Origin of the sequence: Terrabacter sp. 2RAF25 (assembly GCF_052115265.1) — a bacterium.
GTDB lineage: Bacteria > Actinomycetota > Actinomycetes > Actinomycetales > Dermatophilaceae > Terrabacter.
On the sequence record NZ_JBFRGJ010000007.1, the window covers coordinates 25,763 to 47,654 of the forward strand.

General features: G+C 71.0%; 21 protein-coding genes. 11 read left to right on the forward strand and 10 right to left on the reverse strand.

Translation table 11 applies throughout. The features are described from left to right. Positions 1-102 precede the first annotated feature (102 nt). The 3 genes from AB4091_RS17120 to AB4091_RS17130 are packed head-to-tail and all read left to right on the forward strand — an operon-like array spanning position 103 to position 3,586. Complete coding sequence (locus tag AB4091_RS17120; protein WP_442293178.1) at positions 103-903, forward strand: hypothetical protein; 801 nt, start codon at positions 103-105, stop codon at positions 901-903. Then, entirely contained in the window at positions 903-2,834 is a 1,932-nt protein-coding gene (locus tag AB4091_RS17125; protein WP_442293180.1) for a fumarate reductase/succinate dehydrogenase flavoprotein subunit, read from the forward strand. Before AB4091_RS17120 ends, AB4091_RS17125 begins: the two co-directional genes overlap by 1 nt. After that, the gene (locus AB4091_RS17130) at positions 2,831-3,586 is read left to right on the forward strand and encodes a succinate dehydrogenase/fumarate reductase iron-sulfur subunit (RefSeq protein ID WP_442293182.1); all 756 of its coding nucleotides are present in this window, start codon (positions 2,831-2,833) and stop codon (positions 3,584-3,586) included. The genes AB4091_RS17125 and AB4091_RS17130 overlap by 4 nt, the downstream gene beginning before the upstream one ends. Positions 3,587-3,623: 37 nt before the next feature. Here the strand turns inward: AB4091_RS17130 and AB4091_RS17135 are convergent, their stop codons facing one another. Then, positions 3,624-4,115, reverse strand: coding sequence for a DUF4234 domain-containing protein (locus tag AB4091_RS17135; protein ID WP_442293184.1), 492 nt, complete (start codon positions 4,113-4,115; stop codon positions 3,624-3,626). Positions 4,116-4,411: 296 nt separating this feature from the next. Between AB4091_RS17135 and AB4091_RS17140 the strand changes: the two genes are divergently transcribed. From AB4091_RS17140 to AB4091_RS17160, 5 genes are all read left to right on the forward strand, one after another. Then, complete coding sequence (locus tag AB4091_RS17140) at positions 4,412-5,065, forward strand: succinate dehydrogenase cytochrome b subunit (RefSeq protein ID WP_442293186.1); 654 nt, start codon at positions 4,412-4,414, stop codon at positions 5,063-5,065. 3 nt (positions 5,066-5,068) lie between these two features. Then, positions 5,069-7,090, forward strand: coding sequence for a fumarate reductase/succinate dehydrogenase flavoprotein subunit (locus tag AB4091_RS17145; RefSeq protein WP_442293188.1), 2,022 nt, complete (start codon positions 5,069-5,071; stop codon positions 7,088-7,090). An 11-nt stretch (positions 7,091-7,101) separates the two neighbouring features. Further along, positions 7,102-7,848 carry a succinate dehydrogenase/fumarate reductase iron-sulfur subunit gene (locus AB4091_RS17150; protein WP_442293434.1) on the forward strand — a complete coding sequence of 249 codons (747 nt, stop codon included), beginning with the start codon at positions 7,102-7,104 and terminating at the stop codon, positions 7,846-7,848. Positions 7,849-8,013: 165 nt separating this feature from the next. Continuing rightward, positions 8,014-9,213 (forward strand): glycosyltransferase family 87 protein, encoded by a 1,200-nt coding sequence (locus tag AB4091_RS17155; RefSeq protein ID WP_442293190.1) that lies wholly within the window; start codon positions 8,014-8,016, stop codon positions 9,211-9,213. Between the two features lie 12 nt (positions 9,214-9,225). Beyond that, a complete protein-coding gene (locus AB4091_RS17160) occupies positions 9,226-10,752 on the forward strand; it encodes a D-alanyl-D-alanine carboxypeptidase family protein (RefSeq protein WP_442293192.1) in 1,527 nt (508 codons plus the stop codon). Between the two features lie 22 nt (positions 10,753-10,774). Here AB4091_RS17160 and AB4091_RS17165 read toward each other — a convergent pair whose 3' ends face one another. From AB4091_RS17165 to AB4091_RS17175, 3 genes are read right to left on the reverse strand one after another with little or no spacing between them, the layout of a single operon-like run. Beyond that, positions 10,775-11,617: a class I SAM-dependent methyltransferase gene (locus tag AB4091_RS17165; RefSeq protein WP_442293194.1), complete on the reverse strand. Its 843-nt coding sequence runs from the start codon at positions 11,615-11,617 to the stop codon at positions 10,775-10,777. 46 nt (positions 11,618-11,663) lie between these two features. Next, positions 11,664-12,773 carry a YihY/virulence factor BrkB family protein gene (locus AB4091_RS17170; RefSeq protein ID WP_442293196.1) on the reverse strand — a complete coding sequence of 370 codons (1,110 nt, stop codon included), beginning with the start codon at positions 12,771-12,773 and terminating at the stop codon, positions 11,664-11,666. Between the two features lie 3 nt (positions 12,774-12,776). Continuing rightward, the gene (locus AB4091_RS17175) at positions 12,777-13,307 is read right to left on the reverse strand and encodes a 2'-5' RNA ligase family protein (RefSeq protein WP_442293198.1); all 531 of its coding nucleotides are present in this window, start codon (positions 13,305-13,307) and stop codon (positions 12,777-12,779) included. A 130-nt stretch (positions 13,308-13,437) separates the two neighbouring features. Here AB4091_RS17175 and AB4091_RS17180 point away from each other — a divergent pair, with 130 nt between their 5' ends. Together AB4091_RS17180 and AB4091_RS17185 are read left to right on the forward strand one after the other, a co-directional pair. Continuing rightward, the gene (locus AB4091_RS17180; RefSeq protein ID WP_442293200.1) at positions 13,438-14,634 is read left to right on the forward strand and encodes a glycosyltransferase family 4 protein; all 1,197 of its coding nucleotides are present in this window, start codon (positions 13,438-13,440) and stop codon (positions 14,632-14,634) included. After that, positions 14,631-15,839, forward strand: a complete 1,209-nt coding sequence (locus tag AB4091_RS17185) for a glycosyltransferase family 4 protein (protein ID WP_442293202.1) — start codon at positions 14,631-14,633, stop codon at positions 15,837-15,839. Before AB4091_RS17180 ends, AB4091_RS17185 begins: the two co-directional genes overlap by 4 nt. Before the next feature lie 26 nt (positions 15,840-15,865). Here the strand turns inward: AB4091_RS17185 and trpS are convergent, their stop codons facing one another. From trpS to AB4091_RS17200, 3 genes are all read right to left on the reverse strand, one after another. Next, on the reverse strand, positions 15,866-16,915 hold the full coding sequence (trpS, locus tag AB4091_RS17190) for a tryptophan--tRNA ligase (RefSeq protein WP_442293204.1): 1,050 nt from the start codon (positions 16,913-16,915) through the stop codon (positions 15,866-15,868). Positions 16,916-16,987: 72 nt separating this feature from the next. After that, complete coding sequence (locus AB4091_RS17195; protein ID WP_442293206.1) at positions 16,988-17,812, reverse strand: exodeoxyribonuclease III; 825 nt, start codon at positions 17,810-17,812, stop codon at positions 16,988-16,990. A gap of 115 nt (positions 17,813-17,927) precedes the next feature. Continuing rightward, on the reverse strand, positions 17,928-18,473 hold the full coding sequence (locus AB4091_RS17200) for a hypothetical protein (RefSeq protein WP_442293208.1): 546 nt from the start codon (positions 18,471-18,473) through the stop codon (positions 17,928-17,930). 235 nt (positions 18,474-18,708) lie between these two features. Between AB4091_RS17200 and AB4091_RS17205 the strand changes: the two genes are divergently transcribed. After that, positions 18,709-19,737, forward strand: a complete 1,029-nt coding sequence (locus AB4091_RS17205; protein ID WP_442293210.1) for a MauE/DoxX family redox-associated membrane protein — start codon at positions 18,709-18,711, stop codon at positions 19,735-19,737. Here AB4091_RS17205 and AB4091_RS17210 read toward each other — a convergent pair. From AB4091_RS17210 to AB4091_RS17220, 3 genes are read right to left on the reverse strand one after another with little or no spacing between them, the layout of a single operon-like run. Further along, positions 19,708-19,986 (reverse strand): hypothetical protein, encoded by a 279-nt coding sequence (locus AB4091_RS17210; RefSeq protein WP_442293212.1) that lies wholly within the window; start codon positions 19,984-19,986, stop codon positions 19,708-19,710. The two genes, AB4091_RS17205 and AB4091_RS17210, sit on opposite strands and share 30 nt — an antisense overlap. Next, positions 19,983-20,738: a hypothetical protein gene (locus AB4091_RS17215; protein WP_442293214.1), complete on the reverse strand. Its 756-nt coding sequence runs from the start codon at positions 20,736-20,738 to the stop codon at positions 19,983-19,985. Before AB4091_RS17215 ends, AB4091_RS17210 begins: the two co-directional genes overlap by 4 nt. Beyond that, positions 20,735-21,892: a glycosyltransferase gene (locus AB4091_RS17220; protein ID WP_442293216.1), complete on the reverse strand. Its 1,158-nt coding sequence runs from the start codon at positions 21,890-21,892 to the stop codon at positions 20,735-20,737. The genes AB4091_RS17215 and AB4091_RS17220 overlap by 4 nt, the downstream gene beginning before the upstream one ends.

The window sequence follows — 21,892 nt, forward strand, 5'->3', positions numbered from 1 at the left end:
GCACGTGACACTAGAGTGTGCGAACGCGCCCAACCAACGACGGTGGAGGTTCGCACGATGAGTGGAACGACGCCCGACCCCGGATCCCGATCAGGTGGGTCCATGGCCCGAGGCGTCGGCTCGCCGGGTCGGGCGCAGATCCCGGGACGCACCCTGAGGGGCGACCGCTGGTGGCTCGCACCGGCCGTGACGTTCACGCTCATCGTCATCTGGCTGCTGTACGCCCTCGTGCGCACCTCGATGCAGCGCGACTACTACGTCCCGCAGTTCCACTACCTCACGCCGTTCTACTCACCGTGTGTGACGGCCTCGTGCCACCCTGACGCGCGCCACCTGGGCACGTGGCTCGGTGAGATGCCACCACTCGTGCCGTACGCGTTCTTCCTCCTGCCGATCCTGCTCGGCTTCCGACTGACCTGCTACTACTACCGCAAGGCCTACTACCGGGCGTTCTGGCTGTCTCCGCCCGCCTGCGCCGTGGCCGAGCCGCACGCGAAGTACACCGGCGAGACCCGCTTCCCGCTCATCCTCCAGAACGCGCACCGCTACTTCTTCTACGCCGCCGTCGTCGTCTCCGCGATGAACACCCTCGACGCCTTCGACGGCTTCCACGGCAAGGACGGCGGGGTCGGGGTCGGGCTCGGCACCCTCATCATGCTGACCAACGTCGCGTTCCTCTGGCTCTACACCGCGTCGTGCCACTCGTGCCGCCACCTCATCGGCGGGCGGCTCAAGCACTTCTCCAAGCACCCGCTGCGCTACCGCGCCTGGACCATCGTGTCGCGGCTCAACACCCGGCACATGCAGCTCGCGTGGACCACCCTCGGCACCCTGCTGGTCACCGATCTCTACATCGCCCTGGTCGCCTCCGGGGCCCTCACCGATCTGAGGTTCTACAACTGATGGCAGCGGAGCTCGAGACCCACGACTACGACGTCCTCATCGTCGGCGCCGGCGGGGCAGGCCTCCGGGCCGCCATCGCCGCCCGCGAGGCCGGGCTGCGCACCGCGATCATCTGCAAGTCCCTCTTCGGCAAGGCGCACACCGTCATGGCCGAGGGTGGCATCGCCGCGAGCATGGGCAACGTCAACAGCCACGACAGCTGGCAGGTGCACTTCCGCGACACGATGCGCGGCGGCAAGTTCCTCAACTCGTGGCGGATGGCCGAGCTGCACGCCAAGGAGGCCCCCGACCGCGTCTGGGAGCTCGAGACGTACGGCGCCCTCTTCGACCGCACCCCCGACGGGCGGATCAGCCAGCGCAACTTCGGCGGCCACGAGTACCCCCGCCTCGCCCACGTCGGCGATCGCACCGGCCTCGAGCTGATCCGCACGATGCAGCAGAAGATCGTGTCGCTGCAGCAGGACGACGAGCGCGAGTCCGGCGACCCCGAGGCGAGGCTCAAGGTGTTCGCCGAGGTGACGATCACCGACCTGCTCCAGGACGAGAGCGGCGCCATCGCCGGCGCGTTCGGCTACTTCCGCGAGTCGGGCCGCTTCGTCCGGTTCAACGCTCCCGCAGTGGTGCTCGCCACCGGCGGCATCGGCAAGTCGTTCAAGGTGACGTCCAACTCGTGGGAGTACACCGGCGACGGGCACGCCCTCGCCCTGCGCGCCGGGTCGACCCTCGTCAACATGGAGTTCGTCCAGTTCCACCCGACCGGCATGGTCTGGCCGCCCTCGGTCAAGGGCATCCTCGTCACCGAGTCGGTGCGCGGCGACGGCGGCGTGCTCAAGAACTCCGAGGGCAAGCGCTTCATGTTCGACTACGTGCCCGACGTCTTCCGGGGGCAGTACGCCCAGACCGAGGACGAGGGCGACCGCTGGTACACCGATCCCGACAACAACAAGCGCCCGCCCGAGCTGCTCCCCCGCGACGAGGTGGCTCGCGCGATCAACTCCGAGGTCAAGGCAGGGCGTGGGTCGCCGCACGGTGGGGTCTTCCTCGACATCGCGTCGCGTCGCAGCCCCGAGGAGATCCTCAAGAAGCTGCCGTCCATGCACCACCAGTTCAAGGAGCTCGCCGACGTCGACATCACCAAGGAGGCGATGGAGGTCGGCCCGACGTGCCACTACGTCATGGGTGGTGTCGAGGTCGACCCCGACACCGCCGCTGCGGCAAGGGTGCCCGGTCTCTTCGCCGCCGGCGAGGTGTCCGGGGGCATGCACGGGTCGAACCGCCTCGGCGGCAACTCGCTGTCCGACCTGCTCGTCTTCGGCGCCCGAGCGGGAGCCGGCGCGGCGGCCTACGTCACCGGGCTCGGCGACGCCCGACCGGTCGCGCCGCAGGCCGCCCTCGACGCCGCGGCGACGACGGCGCTCGCGCCGTTCGAGGAGGAGGGTGGCGAGAACCCCTACACCCTCCACCAGGAGATGCAGCAGACGATGAACGACCTCGTCGGCATCATCCGCAAGGCGGAGGAGATCGAGGCCGCGCTCACCAAGCTCGAGGAGCTCAAGGGGCGCGCCCAGCACCTGACCGTCGAAGGACACCGGCAGTTCAACCCGGGCTGGCACCTCGCCCTCGACCTGCGCAACATGCTCGCCGTCAGCGAGTGCGTCGCCCGAGCAGCCTTGCTGCGGCAGGAGTCTCGCGGCGGGCACACTCGCGACGACTACCCGAAGATGGATGCCAACTGGCGCGGCCGCAACCTCATCTGCTCGGCCGAGGGTGACGGCATACGCGTGGAGGAGCAGCCGATGCCGGCGATGCGCGGCGACCTGCTCGACCTCTTCGAGCGCGACGAGCTCGCAAAGTACCTCACGGCCGACGAGCTCGCGGGCGTCGGCGCCACCGGTGACACCACGGGCACGGCCGACGGGAGCGGGTCATGAGCTACGACGCGAAGTTCCGGGTGTGGCGCGGCGACGCCGACGGCGGCGACCTCGTCGACTACACGGTCGAGGTCAACGACGGCGAGGTCGTGCTCGACATCATCCACCGGCTCCAGGCCACCCAGTCCGGCGACCTCGCGGTGCGGTGGAACTGCAAGGCCGGCAAGTGCGGGTCGTGCAGCGCGGAGGTCAACGGCATACCGCGGCTCATGTGCATGACGCGGATGTCGACGTTCACCGAGACCGAGACGGTGACCGTCACTCCGCTGCGGGCGTTCCCGGTGATCCGCGACCTCGTCACCGACGTGTCCTTCAACTACGAGAAGGCGCGCCAGATCCCGGCGTTCGCTCCGCCCGAGGGGGTCGCGCCCGGCGACTACCGGATGCAGCAGGTCGACGTCGAGCGCTCGCAGGAGTTCCGCAAGTGCATCGAGTGCTTCCTCTGCCAGAACACCTGCCACGTGGTGCGCGACCACGAGGAGAACAAAGAGGCCTTCGCCGGTCCCCGGTTCCTGATCCGCGCCGCCGAGCTCGACATGCACCCGCTCGACGCCCGCGACGACCGCGCCGACTTCGCCCGTGACGAGCAGGGCATCGGGATGTGCAACATCACCAAGTGCTGCACCGAGGTCTGCCCCGAGCACATCAAGATCACCGACAACGCGATCATCCCGATGAAGGAGCGCGTCGTCGGCAAGCGCTACGACCCGCTCGTCTGGCTCGGCAACAAGATCGGCCGCCGCAAGGACTGAGGACGGGCCGAGGCTGTCGCTCGACCCGTCCCTCCACTCAGCCCTGGGCGCCGAGGGAGCGCCAGTACGCGTTGAGGGCCCCGTTGGTCTTGACGAACCACACGATCGGACCGACGAGGATGAGCACCCCGAGCACGGCCCACAGCCCCGTGACGGCGGTGACCGGGGGACGCTGCCCGCGGCGCTCGTAGAGCCGGCCGACCTCGGCAGGCGACAGGAAGGCCGACACGATCCCCGCGAAGAACGCGATGACGAGGCCCAGCGCGCCGCCGATGCCCTCGCCGGTGTGCCGCTTCATCTCCTCGTGCGTCTGGTAGTACCAGACCCAGGAGTACACGCCGAGCGTGACGATGCAGAGCAGGATGCAGACGCCGGTGGAGCGCACCTTGCCGATGGGCCCAGTGCCCGGGCCGGCATACAGGTGGGTCGCAGGCAGCATCGGCGCGGCGACGGGCGCGACCGCGTAGGCGGGCGCCGGGGTCGGCTCCGGGAACGAGCGGTGGTCGGTGGCCGGGATCGGCTCTGTCATGGGTCCTCCGTTGTGAGTTGAACGCGGGAGAACGTATCCAGCGACCGAAGCGTCGCGCAGCGTTTTGCGGCAATGGCCCTGACCGGGGCGGATATCCGCGCCTCGCTCCCGTCGGGAAGTGGGCACTCGATGGGGGCGGTCGGGCGGCGCAGTGGAAATAGTCACAGTCGCCGCGTACCGAGGAGTAGGCGTCAGAGCCCGTGCTGCCGCGGGGATAAGGTGCCTCCGTGGCGACAAACACTCTCCCGGCAACGGGATCGAACAGACCTGCATCGGCTCGCCGGACCACCGTCTTCATGAAGATGCTCATGGCGGTCTCGGGCGCCCTCTTCGTGTTCTACGTGCTCGCGCACATGTACGGGAACCTCAAGATCTTCGCCGGGGTCGAGGCGTTCGACGAGTACGCGCACCACCTGCGCACGATGTTCACGCCGATCCTGCCGTTCGGCGGGTTCCTGTGGCTCTTCCGTGCCCTGCTCGTCGTCGCGATCGTCACTCACGTCTGGGCCGCGTTCTACCTGTGGAGCCGCGCCCGCGGCGCGCGCACGACGCGCTACGTCGCCAAGGAGGCGGCCAAGGCCACGGTGAAGAGCACGGCGATGCGCTGGGGCGGGGTCGCGATCTTGCTCTTCCTCGTCTGGCACCTGCTGCAGTTCACGATCGTGAAGTTCAACGTGGGCCCGGACGCCGCCGGCGACAGTCCCGGCAAGCTCGTCATCAGCTCCTTCCAGGTGTGGTGGGTCGTGCTCATCTACGTCCTGGCCCTGGCCGCCCTCGGCATGCACCTGTGGCACGGTGTCTGGAGCGCCACCCAGACCCTCGGCTGGGCCGGCAACGCCCGGGCCCGCAAGCGCGCCAAGCTGGTCGCCCTGGTCATCGCGCTCGTCACGTCGGTCGGCTTCGCCCTGCCGCCGCTCGCCATCCTGTTCGGAATCGTCAAGGGGAACTGACCGATGACTGACACCAACGCAGCCACCACCGGCGGCGCGGCCACGCAGCCTGCCCCCAACGCCGGCATCGTCCACGGCCTCTACACCGAGGGCGAGCCGATCCACGACGCGAAGGCCCCGTCGGGACCGATCCAGGACAAGTGGAGCACCCGCAAGTTCGAGTCCGGCCTCGTCAACCCGGCCAACCGCCGCAAGCTGTCGGTCATCATCGTCGGCACCGGACTCGCCGGTGGCGCGGCAGCCGCGACGCTCGGTGAGGCCGGCTACCAGGTGAAGTCCTTCTGCTACCAGGACTCCCCGCGGCGTGCGCACTCGATCGCCGCGCAGGGCGGCATCAACGCCGCCAAGAACTACAAGGAGGACGGCGACTCCACGTACCGCCTCTTCTACGACACGGTGAAGGGCGGCGACTACCGCTCGCGCGAGTCGAACGTCTACCGCCTCGCCGAGGTCAGCACGAACATCATCGACCAGTGCGTGGCCCAGGGTGTTCCGTTCGCCCGTGAGTACGGCGGGCTGCTCGACAACCGGTCGTTCGGCGGCGTCCAGGTCTCGCGCACGTTCTACGCCCGAGGCCAGACCGGCCAGCAGCTGCTCATCGGCGCCTACCAGGCGCTCGAGCGGCAGGTCGCGGCCGGCACGGTGACGATGTACAACCGTCACGAGATGCTCGAGGTCATCGTCGCCGACGGCAAGGCCCGCGGCATCATCGCGCGTGACCTCGTCACCGGCGAGGTCGAGACGCACCTGGCCGACGCGGTCGTGCTCGCGAGCGGCGGCTACGGCAACGTCTTCTTCCTGTCGACCAACGCGATGGGCTCGAACGTCACCGCCACGTGGCGCGCCCACCGCAAGGGCGCGTACTTCGCGAACCCCTGCTACACGCAGATCCACCCCACGTGCATCCCCGTGTCGGGCGACCACCAGAGCAAGCTGACGCTCATGTCGGAGTCGCTGCGCAACGACGGCCGCATCTGGGTGCCGAAGAAGGCCGAGGACTGCGAGAAGGACCCGCGCGAGATCCCCGAGGAGGACCGCGACTACTACCTGGAGCGGATCTACCCGAGCTTCGGCAACCTCGTGCCCCGCGACATCGCGAGCCGCCAGGCCAAGAACGTCTGCGACGAGGGACGCGGCGTCGGCCCGAAGGTCGGCGACTTCCGCCGCGGCGTCTACCTCGACTTCACCGACGCCCTCAAGCGCATGAGCAACGAGGCCGTCGCCGAGAAGTACGGCAACCTGCTCGACATGTACCAGCGGATCACGGGCGAGAACCCCTACCAGGTGCCGATGCGCATCTACCCCGCTGTGCACTACACGATGGGTGGCCTCTGGGTCGACTACGACCTGCAGAGCTCGATCCCGGGCCTCTTCGTGGCCGGCGAGGCCAACTTCAGCGACCACGGCGCCAACCGCCTCGGCGCCTCGGCCCTCATGCAGGGCCTCGCCGACGGCTACTTCGTGCTGCCGCACACGATCCGCGACTACCTCGCCAAGGGCCCGTTCGAGAAGCTGCCCGACTCGCACCCCGACGTCGTCGAGGCGAAGGCCTCCGTCGACGCCCGCGTGCAGAAGCTGCTGTCGATCAACGGCGACCGGTCGGTCGACTCCTTCCACAAGGAGCTCGGCCACATCATGTGGGAGTACTGCGGCATGGAGCGCTCCGAGGAGGGCCTGCTCAAGGGCATCGACCTCATCAGGAGCCTGCGCGACGAGTTCTGGCGCAACGTCAAGGTGCTCGGCGCCGCCGACACCCTCAACCAGAGCCTCGAGAAGGCCGGCCGCGTCGCCGACTTCCTCGAGCTCGGCGAGCTCATGTGCATCGACGCGCTGCACCGCCGCGAGTCGTGCGGCGGCCACTTCCGCGCCGAGAGCCAGACCGAGGACGGCGAGGCGATGCGTCACGACGACGAGTTCGCCTACGTCGCCGCGTGGGAGTTCGGCGGTGACGGCCGGACCGCCGTCCTGCACAAGGAAGACCTGGTCTACGAAGCCATCGAGATGAAGCAGCGGAGCTACAAGTGAGCGACACCGGCATGAACCTCACCCTCAAGATCTGGCGTCAGGCCAGCGCGAGCGCCCGCGGCGAGATGGTGACCTACCAGGTCGCCGACATCTCCCCCGACATGTCGTTCCTCGAGATGCTCGACGTGCTGAACGAGCAGCTCAACGCTCGCGGCGAGGAGCCGATCGCGTTCGACTCCGACTGCCGAGAGGGCATCTGCGGCATGTGCGGCCTGATGATCTCGGGCAAGGCGCACGGTCCCGAGGTGACCACGACGTGCCAGCTGCACATGCGCAGCTTCTCCGACGGCGACGAGATCACCATCGAGCCGTGGCGCGCCGACGCCTTCCCGGTCATCAAGGACCTCGTCGTCGACCGCGGCAGCTTCGACCGCATCATCCAGGCGGGCGGCTTCATCAGCGCCAACACGGGTGCGGCTCCCGAGGCCCACTCGGTGCCGGTGCCGAAGCCGAAGGCCGACCGCGCGTTCATGGCGGCCGCCTGCATCGGCTGCGGCGCCTGCGTCGCGGCGTGCCCCAACGCGTCCGGAATGCTCTTCATGGGTGCCAAGATCACCCACCTCGGTGAGCTGCCGCAGGGCCAGCCCGAGCGTGACGCCCGCGTGATCAGCATGGTCGAGCAGCACGACCACGAGGGCTTCGGCGGCTGCACGAACATCGGCGAGTGCTCGCTCGCGTGCCCGAAGGAGATCCCGATGGACGTCATCAACCAGCTCAACCGCGACCTGCGCCACGCCCTGACCCGCCACGGCGACTGACGCACGCGTCGACTCCGGTCGACACTCCGCACGCAGCTGACAGCCCGCTCCGGAACACCGGGACGGGCTGTCGCGCGTCCCCGTCGCACCAAAAGCCTGAAGGCGCCGCATCTCTCCTGCTACGTTCCGACGGGCGAGGGGTCGCGCACGGTTGAGGGGGACGACATGGCGAACGCCGACGACACTGCACGCAGGCTCCGGGGGCGCTGGGTCACGTGGGCCGCGTGGGCGGCGGCCGTCGCCGTGCTGCTCGTGCAGGCCGTGCGGGTCCGGTCGTTCTGGTACTACGGCACCGACATCGAGGCCACCTGGGACGGTGCCCGCAACCTCTGGCAGCACGGCGACCCGTATATCCCTGTCGCTGGGCACAGCCCGTTCGTCTACCCACCGTCGGCGGCACTCCTCTTCTCCCCCGCAGCCCTGGTCGAGAACCGGCTCTTCGTCCTCTGCGGCCTCGCGCTCACCATGGTGGCGGCGCTCGCGCTGGCGACCTCGCTCTCGTCGCTGCTCGGCGCCGGATGGAGATCCCCGCTGGCGGCGGCCCTGCTCGCCGTCACGGTCGTCTCCTCCGTCGGCACGGAGACCCTCGGCTACTCCAACCTCAGCTGGAGCATCGCTGCGCTGGCCGGGTGGACACTCGTGGCAGCCCAGCGGGGACGCTGGGTCCTCGTGGCGGTCATGGTCGGCCTCGCCGTCGCGATCAAGCCGATGGTCGTGACCCTCGGGCTCGTGCTCCTGGCGCGCCGGCGGTTCCGCGAGCTCGTCCTCGCGGCCGCCATCCCGCTCGTGCTGAACCTCGCGACGATCCCGCTGCTCCGCGATCCCGCGGACTTCGTCACCCGGGTGCTCCCCCGGGTGCTGAGTGGGTCCACGACCGGGGTGGGGAGCAACCCGTCGATCTGGGCGGTCGGCCAACGTCACGGCCTCGAAGCCAGCCTCGTCTGGGGTCTACGCGGCCTCGTGCTGGCAGCGACCGCGCTGCTCGTCGTTGCCGCCCTGCTCCGCCGTCCACCAGGCGACCTCGCAACCGTGGGCCTCGCGTCGGCCGCCGGGCTGATGCTCGTCGTCCAGGTGAACCAGCCGTCCTACGGCCTCGTGCTCCTCCCGCTCGCCGCGGTCCTGTTCAGGGTCGGCACCGCGCCGGTACGCGTCGCGGTGGCCTCCGCCGCCGGCGCCCTCCTCGCGTGCGGCACCCCGGGCTGGGTCCCGACCGACGTGACGACCCTGGGCGTCGTCGTCCTCCTGGCCGCGGCCGCGTTCGTGACCTTCGACGTGCGCGCCGTGGCTCGCGACCACCAGCCCGTCCACGAGTCGGGCGCCGCCGCGGGCCCGGTGAGCAGGGACATCGCACCACAGACGGGCTAGTCTGACCCGGCGATGACGCCCAGAGACCGTGCCCGACGTCGCCCGTGGACGACCTCCGCCGCGGGTGCGGCGCTCAGTGCCCTCGGGCTGACGCTCTCCGTGACCACGCCGTATGCCGTCTCGACCGCCTCCGCGTCGCCGCTCCCCCTGGTCCCGCGGGCCGTCGTCGATGCCGGACCACGGGTCCTCCCGCAGGCCGTCCCGACGTGCGCGCCGTGGCAGACGAGCACCACCGTGCCGCCCGGCATCGTGCTCACGCCTCGGGTCTTCCCCGGCGACGAGCGGGGAACCCCCGTCGCGACCCCGGCCGCGCCGAAGCCGGCGAAGCCGACCAAGACTCCGGCCAAGCCGGCGGCCCCCGCCAAGCCGCGCGTCGTGTGCCGCAACGCCGCGCCGACCCCGTTCCCCCATGCGGCCTGGGAGCCGGAGACGGTCGTCGGCGGTTCCCGGCTCGCCGACACGGGTGTCGTCGTGGACCGCCCGGCGTCGGTCGTCGCGCCGCCCGAGGTCTACGACGTCTCCTACGTGCTGGCCGACCTCGACTCCGGAGAGATCCTCGCGGCCAAGTCTCCGCACGCCTGGCTCCGACCGGCGAGCACGCTCAAGACGCTCACCGCCCTGACGCTCCTGCCGCGGCTCGACCCGCGGCGCATCGTCGTCGCCGACCAGGCTGCCCAGGACGCAGAGGGCTCACGCGTCGGCATCCTGGCCGGCAACCGCTACCCGGTCGCGAACCTCGTCGACGCGATGCTGATGTTCTCGGCGAACGACGCCGTCTACGCCCTCGCCGAGGCTGCGGGCGGCTACCAGCACACCGTCGATCTGATGAACGCCAAGGCGGCCCAGATCGGCGCCCACGACACCGTGACCGTCGACCCGAGCGGCCTCGACGACGGCGACCAGCACTCCAGCGCCTACGACCTCGCGCTCATCGGCCGCAACGCGATGCAGCTTCCCGAGTTCCGGGCCGCCATCACCAAGCGCGACTCCGTGTTCCCCGGCGGCAAGGACAAGTACGGCAAGGTCTGGCCCGCATTCCACGTCTACAACATCAACGAGCTGCTCAAGCACTACCCCGGCGCCATCGGCATCAAGCCCGGGCGCACCGACCGGGCCCAGCACACCTTCATCGGCGCGGCGACCCGCGACGGTCGCACGCTCGTCGTCGCGCAGATGGGCAGCGTCACCGGCTCGTGGAAGCCGACGGCGGCGCTGCTCGACTGGGGCTTCGCCAACGCCGACCGCGTGACGCCCGTCGGGCGGCTGGTGGAGCCCGGCGAAGCCGCTGCGCCCACGCCGGCGGCCACCGTGCCGGCCCTTCCGACCGACGGAACCGGAGTCGCGAACGGCACGGGCCCTGACGCGGCACCAGGTGCATCAGGATCGTCGGGGATCCCCGCACCGCTGGCGGCGCCTGCCACCCGCGAGACGGCATACGACCGCGTGGTGTCGCTCGTCGTGGTGGCCGCCGCGGGCCTCGTCGTCACGACCGCCGCGATCCTGCTCGCCGTCACGCTGCGCCGGCGCCGACACGCCTGACGGCCACGCGTCGAGCCCGGCGTCAGACCGGCCGAGCCACGGTGCGCAGATAGCCGCCGAGCCCGGCTGAGCCCAGGACGAAGCGTCCGGCGTGGGCAGCCGCCTCGCGGACCCGGCCCTTCCGGACGGTGTCCAGGGCGAGCTCGGCCGAGTGCGGGTACGGCGTCGAGCTGCGGACCACCTCCCAGCCGGTGTGACGCAGCGCCCCGGCGAGACTGCGCTTGCTGAAGAAGTTGATGTGCTCCGGCGGGCGGAACTGGGCCCAGTCGGAGCCGCGCACGATCCGGCCCGCGCTGTTCCACTGCGGTATCTCGATGACGAGGACCCCGTCGCTGTCGACGACGCGTCGGGCGTCGACGAGCGCAGCGAGCGGGTCGATGAGGTGCTCGAGCACGTGGTACATGCTGATCACCCCGAACGAGCCGGACGCGTCGGCGATCGTGGTCACGGTCGCGAGGCCCTTGGACTCGGCAGTCGCCCGCGCCGTGTCGCCGACCTCACAGGCCACCGCGTCCCAGCCGTCCTGCTCGGCGCGCAACGCGAACTCGCCCGTCGCCGCTCCGACGTCGAGGATGCGGCGGAGCGGCACGTCGGAGACCTCCGGAGCCCACATCTGGAGCTCGTCCCAGGCCCGCACCGCCTGGACGCCCGCCCAGCTGGCCCCGTCGTAGTCGCCGTAGCCGAACCCGGTGTCGGCCGAGAAGTAGGACGCGCCGTAGAAGTCGGCCAGGTCCTGCTCGGTCGGGCGCGGCAGGACGGACGCGGTGCCGCATCGCCTGCACCGCACCACGCGGTAGGGACGGTCGGAGGTCTTGGCGAGCCGCGTCTTGCGCACATCGCCCTGGCACAAGGGGCAGGCATCCACCAGCGCATCGTAGGTACTGATCGGCCCCGTGTGTCGGGAATGCGCGTCAGCGCCGGAGTGCCCCTCGAATCCCTCTGGCCCCCAAGGTCGTCGCGATGCCGACGAGAACGCCTGCCGCGATGCTCACCCGGTCGGTCGCCCGTGTTGCGGGCGGGGCGGCCGGCGCCGGGGGCGCGGTCGCGGCACCGTCACGCGACGTCGGCCGAGGACGGGCACGCACAGCAGCCGCCTCGGCCCCGGCAGCGGCCGGCTGCTCCGCGTCCGTGTCCGTGTCCGCGTCCGTGCCGTCAGCGAGGCGCGCGATGTCCACCTGGTTGGCCGCCCACGCGGCCGACAGCAGCACCACCTTGGACATGAGGTTGAGCCAGAAGAGCAGCCCGACGGCGACCGCGACCGCCCCGAGGAGCGGGTTGGCAGTGGCGCGACCGATGAGGAAGCCGCCGAAGAGCTTGAGCACGGTGAGGATCACGGCGCCGACGAGCGCACCCTGGCGCACGTTGTGCATCGGCAGCGGCACACCGGACAGCATCCGGAGCAGCACGACGAGGATGAGGAAGTCGAACGCCACGCCCAGGAGCAGCCCCAGCGCCCCGATGAGCAGCCCGTTGCCCGCGAGGCCGACCCAGCCGGCGACCCGCTCGGCGAGACCGCCGATGACGCTCGTGAGGATCGCGGAGACGGCGATGGCCAGCCCGAGCGTCACGAGCACCACCAGGTCGCGGGCCTTGGTGCGCACTGCGTTGCCCGCAGCCGCCTCGAGACCGAAGACGCCGCGTATGCCGGTGCGCAGCGCCCCGACCCAGCCGAGGCCGGCGAGCAGCAGCGTCACGAACGACACGACCCCCGTCACCGTCAGGGTCAGGCTCGCCGGGGCGGCGACGCTGATGATGCCGTCGGGATGGGCTGCCGACTTCACCATTCCGGGCAGCACCCCGTCGAGGGAGGCGGCGATCGTCTCGACGAGGTCAGGTCTCCCCTGCAGCACGAAGCCGAAGATCGCGAACGCCAGCGCGAGCGCGGGGAAGACGGAGAAGAAGGCGAAGTAGCCGACGCCCGCGGCGAGCAGGTCTCCGTTGGCGGCGCCGTACCGCTGCCAGGCGGAGTACGCGTGGCTGGCCTTGAGTCGGTCGATGATCCGCTTCAACCACGCCGGCACGGGTCAGCCTCCTGTGAGCTCGAAGGTGTGGACGGGGCGCCACACCTCGTCCGTACCCTGTTCGTAGAGATGGAAGGCACCCACGGTGAAGGTGATCGAGTAGTCGGCGAGCTCCTCGAACGCCCGGTCGAGGGCCTCGGGCGCGACGTTGTGGGCCACCGTGACGTGGGGGTGGTAGTAGAAGTCGAGGTCACGGCTCACGGGTCCGGACCGCAGCGACACCTCGAGCGACTCGCAGTTCGACACGCCACGCGCGACCTGGATGAACACGACGTCGGAGAGCGGCCGGAACGTCCCCGTGCCGCGCAGCACGACGTGGAAGGGGTCGTGCGCGGCGGCCACCTGTGCGCAGTGACGGCGGAAGGCGGCGTACGCCTCCTCGTCGACCTCGGTGGGCGGCAGCAGGGTGATGTGGGCGGGGATCTGCCGCGCGTGGGGGTCGCCGAACTCGGCCCGGCGGTCCTGCAGGTAGTCGCCGTGCGGGGCCGGGATCGGGATGGAGACACCGATCGTCGTGGGGCGCGCAACACTCACGACCCCGACCGTACCCAACTCACACCGAGGCCGAGTGGCGCGGGTCCTGTGGTTTGGCCGTGAGGGTGGGGGCAGTGCGGATTCGGTGGAGTCCCGGACCGCGGCCCGACCCGCGGATACGCTGACGCCGATGCCCTCGCTGCCCCACCTCGCCCACGTCCCGATGCCGTTGGCCGGCGACGGAAGCTCGGTCGCGCACGTCGTGCGGGCCCTCACCCGCGAGCACGCCCTGGGCGGCGGACGCTCGACCGTCATCACGTCGCACAACCGGGTCGCGACCTTCCCGCACGCCGAGACCGTGCCGGTCGACTACACCCGCAACTGTCCCCGCACGCACTTCACGCCCGCCGAGTATCGAGCGGACTGGGCGATGGGCGCCCTGCTGCGCGAGCGGCCCCACGCGGCAAGGCTGTTCGAGCCCGCGGCCGAGGCTCTTGCCGGGGTCAGACCGGACTGGGTGCTGCTGCACGAGGGCCACTACGCCGTCACCGCGCTGCCGCTGTTTCGCCGTGCGCTGCCCGCGACGACGCGCATCGCCCTCCACGTGCACAACGCGATCTCGGCCTCGGTGCTGCAGCCCGAGCTCAGCCACCTGCTGCGCAGCGCCGACCTCGTGATCGGCGTCAGCAGCTTCATGGCCGAGGGTGTCCGACGCCGGGCGTGGGTCGATGCGCGCAAGGTCGCCTGGGTGCACAACGGCGCGGACACCGACCGCTTCCACCCGAGCGGTGAGGCCGAGACGGACAGCGGCCGCACACGTCCGCCGGGAGCGCGCCTGCGGCTGCTCTACGTGGGGCAGGTCGCACCGCACAAGGGCGTCGACCTGCTGCTGACGGCGCTCGGGGCCATGGGCCGGCACGCCTCACGCTACGAGACCCGCGTCGTCGGCAGCGCGGAGCTGCGCGACACGGACGGGAGGTCGGCCTTCGAGGACCAGCTCCGTGGCCTGGCTGCGCGAGTGGCCGGCCCCGTGGTGTTCGAGCCGTACCAGCCGCAGGACGAGGTCGCGCGCCTCTACCGGTGGGCCGACGTCGTCGCCGTGCCGTCGCTGGCCGAGCCCTTCGGCATGGTGCCGCTCGAGGCGATGGCGTCCGGCGCGTACGTGCTGGCCAACGACGCCGGGGCCCTTCCCGAGGTGCTCGGCACTGCGGGACGGCTGGTGCCACCCACGGTCGCGGGCTGGGTCGACGCCCTGTCGAGGCTCAGCCGCGTCGACGTGGAGTCGGCGCGACCGGGGGCGGTGGCCCGCGCGCGCGGCTTCACCTGGGCCAGCAGCCACCGGTCACTGATGGCGACCCTCGGCACGCGCGCCGCCGGTGTCGCATGACGGCTGCGCGGTCGGGCCGGCTGCGCGTGTTGCTCATGAGCGCCGTGTCGGCCCGGGACCCGCACTCGGGAGACGTCACGTACACCGAGCAGCTCCTGGCCAACCCGCCCCCCGGCGTCGACTACACGACCTACGACAGCGCTGCGAGGGATGGGACCCTGCGGGAGGTCGGCTCTCGGAGCGACCTCGCTGCTGCTGTCGACCGGCGCCGCCCCGGTCCGGTGCTGCGCGGGCTCGGCGCCGCCACGTTGCGGAAGTTCGAGGCAGGCGTACGGTCGACAGGTCAGGCCTTCCGCGAGCCGGTCCGCGTGCTGGAGGCCGACGCCGACGCGTTCGACCTCGTTCACGTCCACGTCTTCAACACGAGGTTCGTCGGCGCCTCCCCACCCGTGCTGATGAGCGCTGCCGGCCCGCTCGAGTGGGTGTACGGCGACGCGTGGGGCTGGTCGCCCGACCGGGTGAGACGCGCCAACCGGCTCGACGCCGGACTCGCGACGGCCTTGGATGCGACGATGCACGCCACACGTCTCGGTCGAGCCAGGAGGTTCGTGGCCTTCTCGGAGTACCTCCGCTCCTGGATGATCGACCGTGGCGTCGACGGCACACGCATCGACGTCGTGCCCAACTACGTCGAACCACCGCCGCCGCCGAAGGCCGGTGGGACGGAGTCCCACGGACGTATGCCGCGACGGCTGGGTTTCGTCGCGAAGGACTTCGCCGCCAAGGGCGGCCCCGAGGTCCTGGCCGCTTTCGAGGTCCTACGACGGGACTGTCCGGACCTCGAGCTGGTCGTCGTCGGCAGTGAGCGCCCACCGGGGCTCTGCGTGCCGGAGGGGGTGGAGTGGCGGCCCTTCGTCCCCCGTGCCGAGCTGCTGACGGCGGTGATGCCGGGCATCGACGTCCTGCTGCACCCGTCGCACTTCGACGGGCTGCCCTACGCCCCGATGGAGGCGCTCGCTCTCGGGATCCCGGTCGTCGTCTCCGACTACCGTGCCCTCCCCGAGCTCGCGCGAGACGGCGCGGGCCGCGTGTGCCGGGTGGGCAACGTCCCCGGCCTCGTAGACGCCACGCGGGAGCTGCTCGTGCCCGACGCGCACGCCCGTGCCCGGGCGTGTGCCTCCCGCCTGTTCACGGCGGCGTACTCCTCGGAGACTCAGGCGCCGGCGCTCAGGCGTGCCTACGACCGAGCCCTGGGCGCGCCGTAGCCCGAATGACGGGGTTGCGCGGGGGCTCAGGGTCGCGCGGACGAGGGCAGGAGGCCGACCTTGTCGTAGACGCGACGGACGGTCGCCTCGGCCACCTCGCGGGCCTTCTCGGCGCCGTGGGCCAGGATGCGGTCGAGCTCGGCCGGGTCGCCCATCAGCTCGAGCGTGCGCGTGCGGAACGGGGTGACGGCCTCGACGACGACCTCGGCGACGTCCTTCTTGAGGTCGCCGTAGCCCTTGCCGTCGTACTGCTCCTCGAGGATCGCGATCGGCGTGCCCGACAGGGCGGAGTGGATCGAGAGCAGGTTGGAGATGCCGGGCTTGTTGTCCTCGTCGAACCGGATCTCGCGCTCGGTGTCGGTGACGGCGGAGCGGATCTTCTTGGCGATGCGCGCCGGCTCGTCGAGCAGGCTGACGAGCCCGGCGTCGGACGCCGCCGACTTGCTCATCTTCGCGGTCGGCTCCTGGAGGTCCTGGATCTTGGCCGTGGCCTTCATGATGTGCGGCTCGGGCACGACGAGCGTGTCGCCGAAGCGCTGGTTGAAGCGACCGGCCAGGTCGCGCGAGAGCTCGAGGTGCTGGCGCTGGTCCTCGCCGACCGGCACGACGTTCGCGTCGTAGATGAGGATGTCGGCAGCCTGGAGGACGGGGTAGGCGAAGAGGCCGACGTTGGTGTTGGTGCCCTTGGCCGACTTGTCCTTGAACTGGGTCATGCGGCTGGCCTCGCCGAAGCCGGTGAGCGTGCTGAGCACCCAGAAGAGCTCAGGGTGCTGGGCGATGTGGCTCTGGACGAAGAGGGTGGAGCGCGCCGGGTCCACGCCGCCGGCGATGAACTGGGCGGCGGTGATGCGGGTGCGCTCGCGCAGCACCGCGGGGTCGGGCGCGACGGTCAGCGCGTGCAGGTCGGCCACGAAGTAGAAGGCGTCGTGCGTCTCCTGCAGCCGGACCCACTCGACCAGCGCACCGATGTAGTTGCCGAGGTGGAGCGAGTCGCTCGTCGGCTGCATGCCCGAGAGGCTGCGGGGCGTGGTGGTCGGGAGGGAGGGCGTCGAGGACATGGCTGCATTCTCGCCCATCCCGCGGCCGCTCCCCCAACCGACCTCGCCGCCGTCAGGCGGTGGCGTGGCCGTCAGGCGGTGGCGTGGCCGTCAGGCGGCGGCGTGGCCGTCGAGAGCGGTGAGGTCGTAGTCGACGACCACGGGCGCGTGGTCGCTCCACCGCTCGGCATAGGTCGCGGCACGGTCGACGTACGCGTTCCGCGCAGTCGCGGCGAGCGGCCGGCTCGCGAGCTGGTAGTCGATGCGCCAGCCGGCGTCGTTGTCGAACGCCTTGCCGCGCCACGACCACCACGAGTAGGGGCCGACGACCTCGCCGGCATGGCGCCGCTGCACGTCGACCCAGGCGTCGTGCTCGAACCACCGGTCGAGGTAGGCGCGCTCCTCGGGCAGGAACCCGCTCTTCCTGAGGTTGCCCTTCCAGTTCTTGAGGTCGGCCTCGCGGTGGGCGATGTTGAGGTCGCCGGTGACGACCATGGCGGCGCCGTCTGCGGTCGCCCGGTCGAGCCGGCGGGTGATGGCGTCGAGGAAGGCGTACTTCACGACCTGCCGGTCGGTGTCGGCCTCACCGGTGTGGACGTACGCCGACGCGACCGTGAGCGGGCCGGCAGCGGTCGCGAGGTCGGCCTCCACCCACCGGCCGTCGTCGGCGAACTCGCCGTCGAGGCCGACGCGAACGGCCGTGTGCGGGTCGCGCGAGACCACGGCGACACCGGCACGCCCCTTGGCGCTGCCCTCGGTGTGGGCCACCGACCAGTGCGCGAGCCCCGCGTCTGCCAGCACCTTGCCGAGCTCGGCGTCGTCGGCTCGCACCTCCTGCAGGGTCAGCACGTCAGGCTGCGCCTGCGCGAGCCACTGCACCATGCCCCGACGGGCGGCCGCCCGGATGCCGTTGACGTTGACCGTGATGACGCGCATGCGCCGATTGTGCAGGAGGCCGGCGATTCCATTCGGCCGGGCCCATCTGGTGCCGGATCCGCGACATGCGCGAGGTGCGCCCCGCGCTGTGGGCGGGACGCACCTCACTCGTGCCTCAGGGACCCGACGTAGCGTGCGGTGGGTCGTCCTTTGGCTGGTCGGACGCAGCCCCGTTGCCCGTGCCACAAGGATTCAGGTTGTCGCCGGCGACGGTGCCACCCTGGATCGTGTCAGCGATCGTCGTGGTGCCGAAGGGGTAGGAGAAGTCGACGACAGCCGTCCCGTTCTCACTCGTTCCGAACTTGCCTGCATCCACGAACATGCACCTGGTGGAGTTGGCCGGGACCGAGAAGCTCGATGACGTGCCGGTGGACAAGGAGACAAAGGCGGGCTTCACGGTGGCGCCGACTGTCATGTTGCCAAGTGTCACGGTGATCGCGGACAGCGTCGTGTTCCTGAAGCAGAAGACCCCGTGGTAGTACTTCGGGTTTCCCGGATGCTTGCAGAAGGTGCTGGTTGTGAACGACGGGATGATCGGGGCGGAGGCGGCTGCGGTCGGGGCAGCCGCGGCCACCATCACCGCCGGCGCAGCCCACGCGGCGCCCTTGACGACCGCGCGACGGCGGACTCTGGGCGCAGCACTGCTATCGGTTTGAGTCATGTGTGGTTCCCCCCACGGAAGTGTGTCTCAGTTCCCCCCGAGACCCTCGAACTGTATCGCCCACTAAGGGCCGCGAAAGGGGGAATACCCCTGTCAATCAACAGGTCTCGGCACAATCGACGGCTCCGTGACCGGAAATGTCATGCCATGTCCGAAAGGTGCATCGCCCTCGACGCGACCGGGACGGAGTGGCGATCTCAGGTCATGGACGCGGCCCCGTCGTTAGACTCGCGCTGTGCCGGATGCCCTCGTCGTCGTCGTCCCCGCACTCCTCGCGGGCGTCCTGCTGCTCAGCGGCGTCGGGAAGCTCGGCGATCGTGACCCGCTGACCGGCTGGCGAGACCTCGGCGTGCCCGAGGTCCTGCAGCGCCCCGCCCTCGCGGCCGCGCACCCCTACGTCGAGCTGCTCCTCGCAGCCGCCCTGCTGCTCACCGGCGGTTCGGCGCACGTCGTGGCCGCCGCGCTCGTGCTGGCCCTCATGTTGGCGTATGCCGCACTGGTGGCCGTCGCGTTGCGTTGCCCTGACCCGGTCGAGTGCAGCTGCTTCGGTGCCCGCCGAGCGGCCCCGGTGACGCGAAGCACGATGTGGCGCAACGTCTGGCTCTGTCTGATGGCCGTGACCGCCCTGGCCGTCGCCGTCATCGACGACCGGTCACCCCTGGGCGCGACCTCGGCGACAGGCGCGTGGTGGTGGGTGCTCGGTGCTGCGGCCGCCGTCGTGACGACGGTGCTCGTCGTCTCCGAGCGCCCTGCGACAGAGGATGTTCCCTCCGGCACCGCGTGGGCCGCAGGCGAGGCCAGCGACGACCTCGACTACCTGCGCACGCGCACGCCAGACGTCCCGGTCACGCTGGCTGACGGGACGACGGCGACCCTCCGCGAGCTGAGCTCCGAGCGCGCGCTGCTGCTGCTCGAGGTCTCCGAGTCGTGCGGGGGCTGCGTCGAGGTGATCCGCTCGATCCCCGAGTGGCGGGAGGAGCTGCCCGAGGTCGACGTGCGCGTGCTCGTCACGATGCCGCCTGCCGACACGAGCCTCACGTCGACCGACGAGCCCCAGTCGTTGCACGACAGCCGGTTCCACGTCTCGCGCTCGTTCGGCTACGGCATGACCCCCACCGCGGTGCTGCTCGGCGCCGACGGGCTCCTCGCCGGCGGTCCGGTGATCGGCGACGCAGCCATCCGCGAGTTCGTCGCGGAGATCGACGCAGAGCTGCACGGTGCCCTGGACGACGCGTCAGCCGTCCACGCGCACGAGGCCGGCTGACGCCAGCTGCGCCACAAGCGCCTGGACCTCTGCAGCAGGGTCCGGCCCCGCCGAGCCGAAGCGGGCCACGAGCTCGTCGGTCAGGCGACTGAGCGGGACCCCGGAGACGGCGATCTCGCGTACGGCCTGGCCCAGGACGGACAGGCGCAGCACCTGGTGCTGGCCAGCCGACTCGACGAGGACGACGGAGCCGTCGTCGCCCACCAGCACGTCGGCGACCTCGCTCGCCGTGACCACGGGGTCGGTCATCGCGACCTCCCGAGGACGCCTGCAACCAGTGGTTCGAGCTGCCTCGCCTCGGCGAAGTGGACCAGGCGAAGGCCTCCACCCATCTCGACCACGTCGGCCAGTCGGCGCAGCGGGCCGTCCAGGCGCGCGAGCGACGACGACTCGGGCGCCAGCATGACGAGGGCGTCGAGGATCGGCACGTCGACCACGTCGATCGGGGAGCCGGGGGCGAGGTCCCGGCGCAGCGCGACGATGCCGGCGAGCCACGGCTCGGGGCAGGCGGCGGCAAGCCCCAGCGCTCCCGGCGCCGTCTCGTCCTTGATCCCACCGTCGGGTCGCCGGATCGACAACGGCTTGGGGTAGCTGACGATCGCGCCGTCGCACCTCACGGCAACGGTCTCGTCGGACAGGTAGCCGCGCCCTCGTCCCAGCGTCGTCGTGACGGTCGTCTTGCCCGTGCCGCCCGGCGCGACGTAGGCGATGGACGCTCCGGTGACGGGGTGGCTGAGCCCGCCCGCGTGCAGCATCACGTCGCGGCCGGCACGAGCACCGATGGCGGCCAGGGTCACGGACTGGGTGAGCAGCTGCAGGCTGCGCGCGACAGAGTCGGGAGTGCCGTCGTGGTCCGGCACACGGACCACTGCGTCAGGCTCATGGTCCTCGGCCAGGCACAGGTGCCACGCCTGCTCGATCGCCGGCAGCAGCCCTGGGTCACCGAGATCGATGCGCACCACCACGTCGAGCGCCCGCACCGTCACGGCCGGGGTCGTCATCGCTCGTCCCGGCCGGACAGCGAGGCCAGGACCTCGGCCAGCTGGTCGACGCGCCGCGCCCAGTCGATGTTCGCGAGGCGCCGACCAGGTGCGGGGGTCGCGTGGCTCGCGTCCGGCGCCTCGCTCCTGTGGAGCAGGGTGGTCACGGCAGCGGGAAACGCAGTGCGGTCGACGACGGTGACCTGCTCGTCGTCTGCGTCACGGAAGCCGGCCACCGGTGTCGCGACCACCGGTCGACCCGCCGCCTGGTACTCGTAGAGCTTGATCGGGTCGAGGCTGTCGGTGAAGGGCGTCACGACGTGCGGGACGACCAGTGCGTCGGCGTGCTGCAGGTAGGCCGGCACCGCGTCGCTCGGACGTGACCCGAGGAGCACGACGCCGGCATCGACGAGCCCAGAGCGCTGCCCCGCCGAGAGGGCATCGGGGCCCGCGAGGACGAGGTGCCCCACGCCCGCGAGCGCGCGGGCCGTGTCGGCGCACAGCTCGAGGTCCAGGCGGTCGTCGTGGAGCGTCCCCACGTACACCGCAACCGGTCCGCCGGGCAGGTCGGCAGGCCGTTCGTGACTCACCGCGTATGCCGCCGTGTCGACGCCGTTGGGCACGAGGGTCACCGGTCGGTCGGCTCCCTTGCTCAGCGCGAGGGCCGGCGAGCAGACGACGACCGCGTCGCACCGTCGCAGGAGCACCGCCTCCTGCGCCTTGATCCGCTGGATCTCCGGAGCCGGCCGGTCGGCGAGCGTCCAGTCGTCGGTGACGTCGTACAGCGCGGGCCAGGACGTGGCCTCGAGGATGAGTGCCCCCCTCGGGTCGTTGACCCACAGCAGCGGGTCGGTCATGTCCAGCGACCGGGCTGACTTGAGCACCTGGCGCGCCCACTTCTCGTCGATGCGCCGGTCGACACGGCGGGGTAGCCACTTGGTCGGTTCGAAGAGCCACAGCGCGTCGGGCGAGACGCCGTCGACGGCCGGGGCCGGCCGGAGCCCTCGTCCGAGCCGCGGCTCACCCTCACCGAGGGCGGCGTGCAAGGGGTCGGAGGCCGGTTCGACGAACAGGACCTTGAGGGAGGGGTCGCGGCGCAGGAGTCCGGCCACGAGGTGCTGGTTGCGGCGCCAGACGCCGTCCCAGACCTCGAGCGAGGTCACGACGAGGTCCAT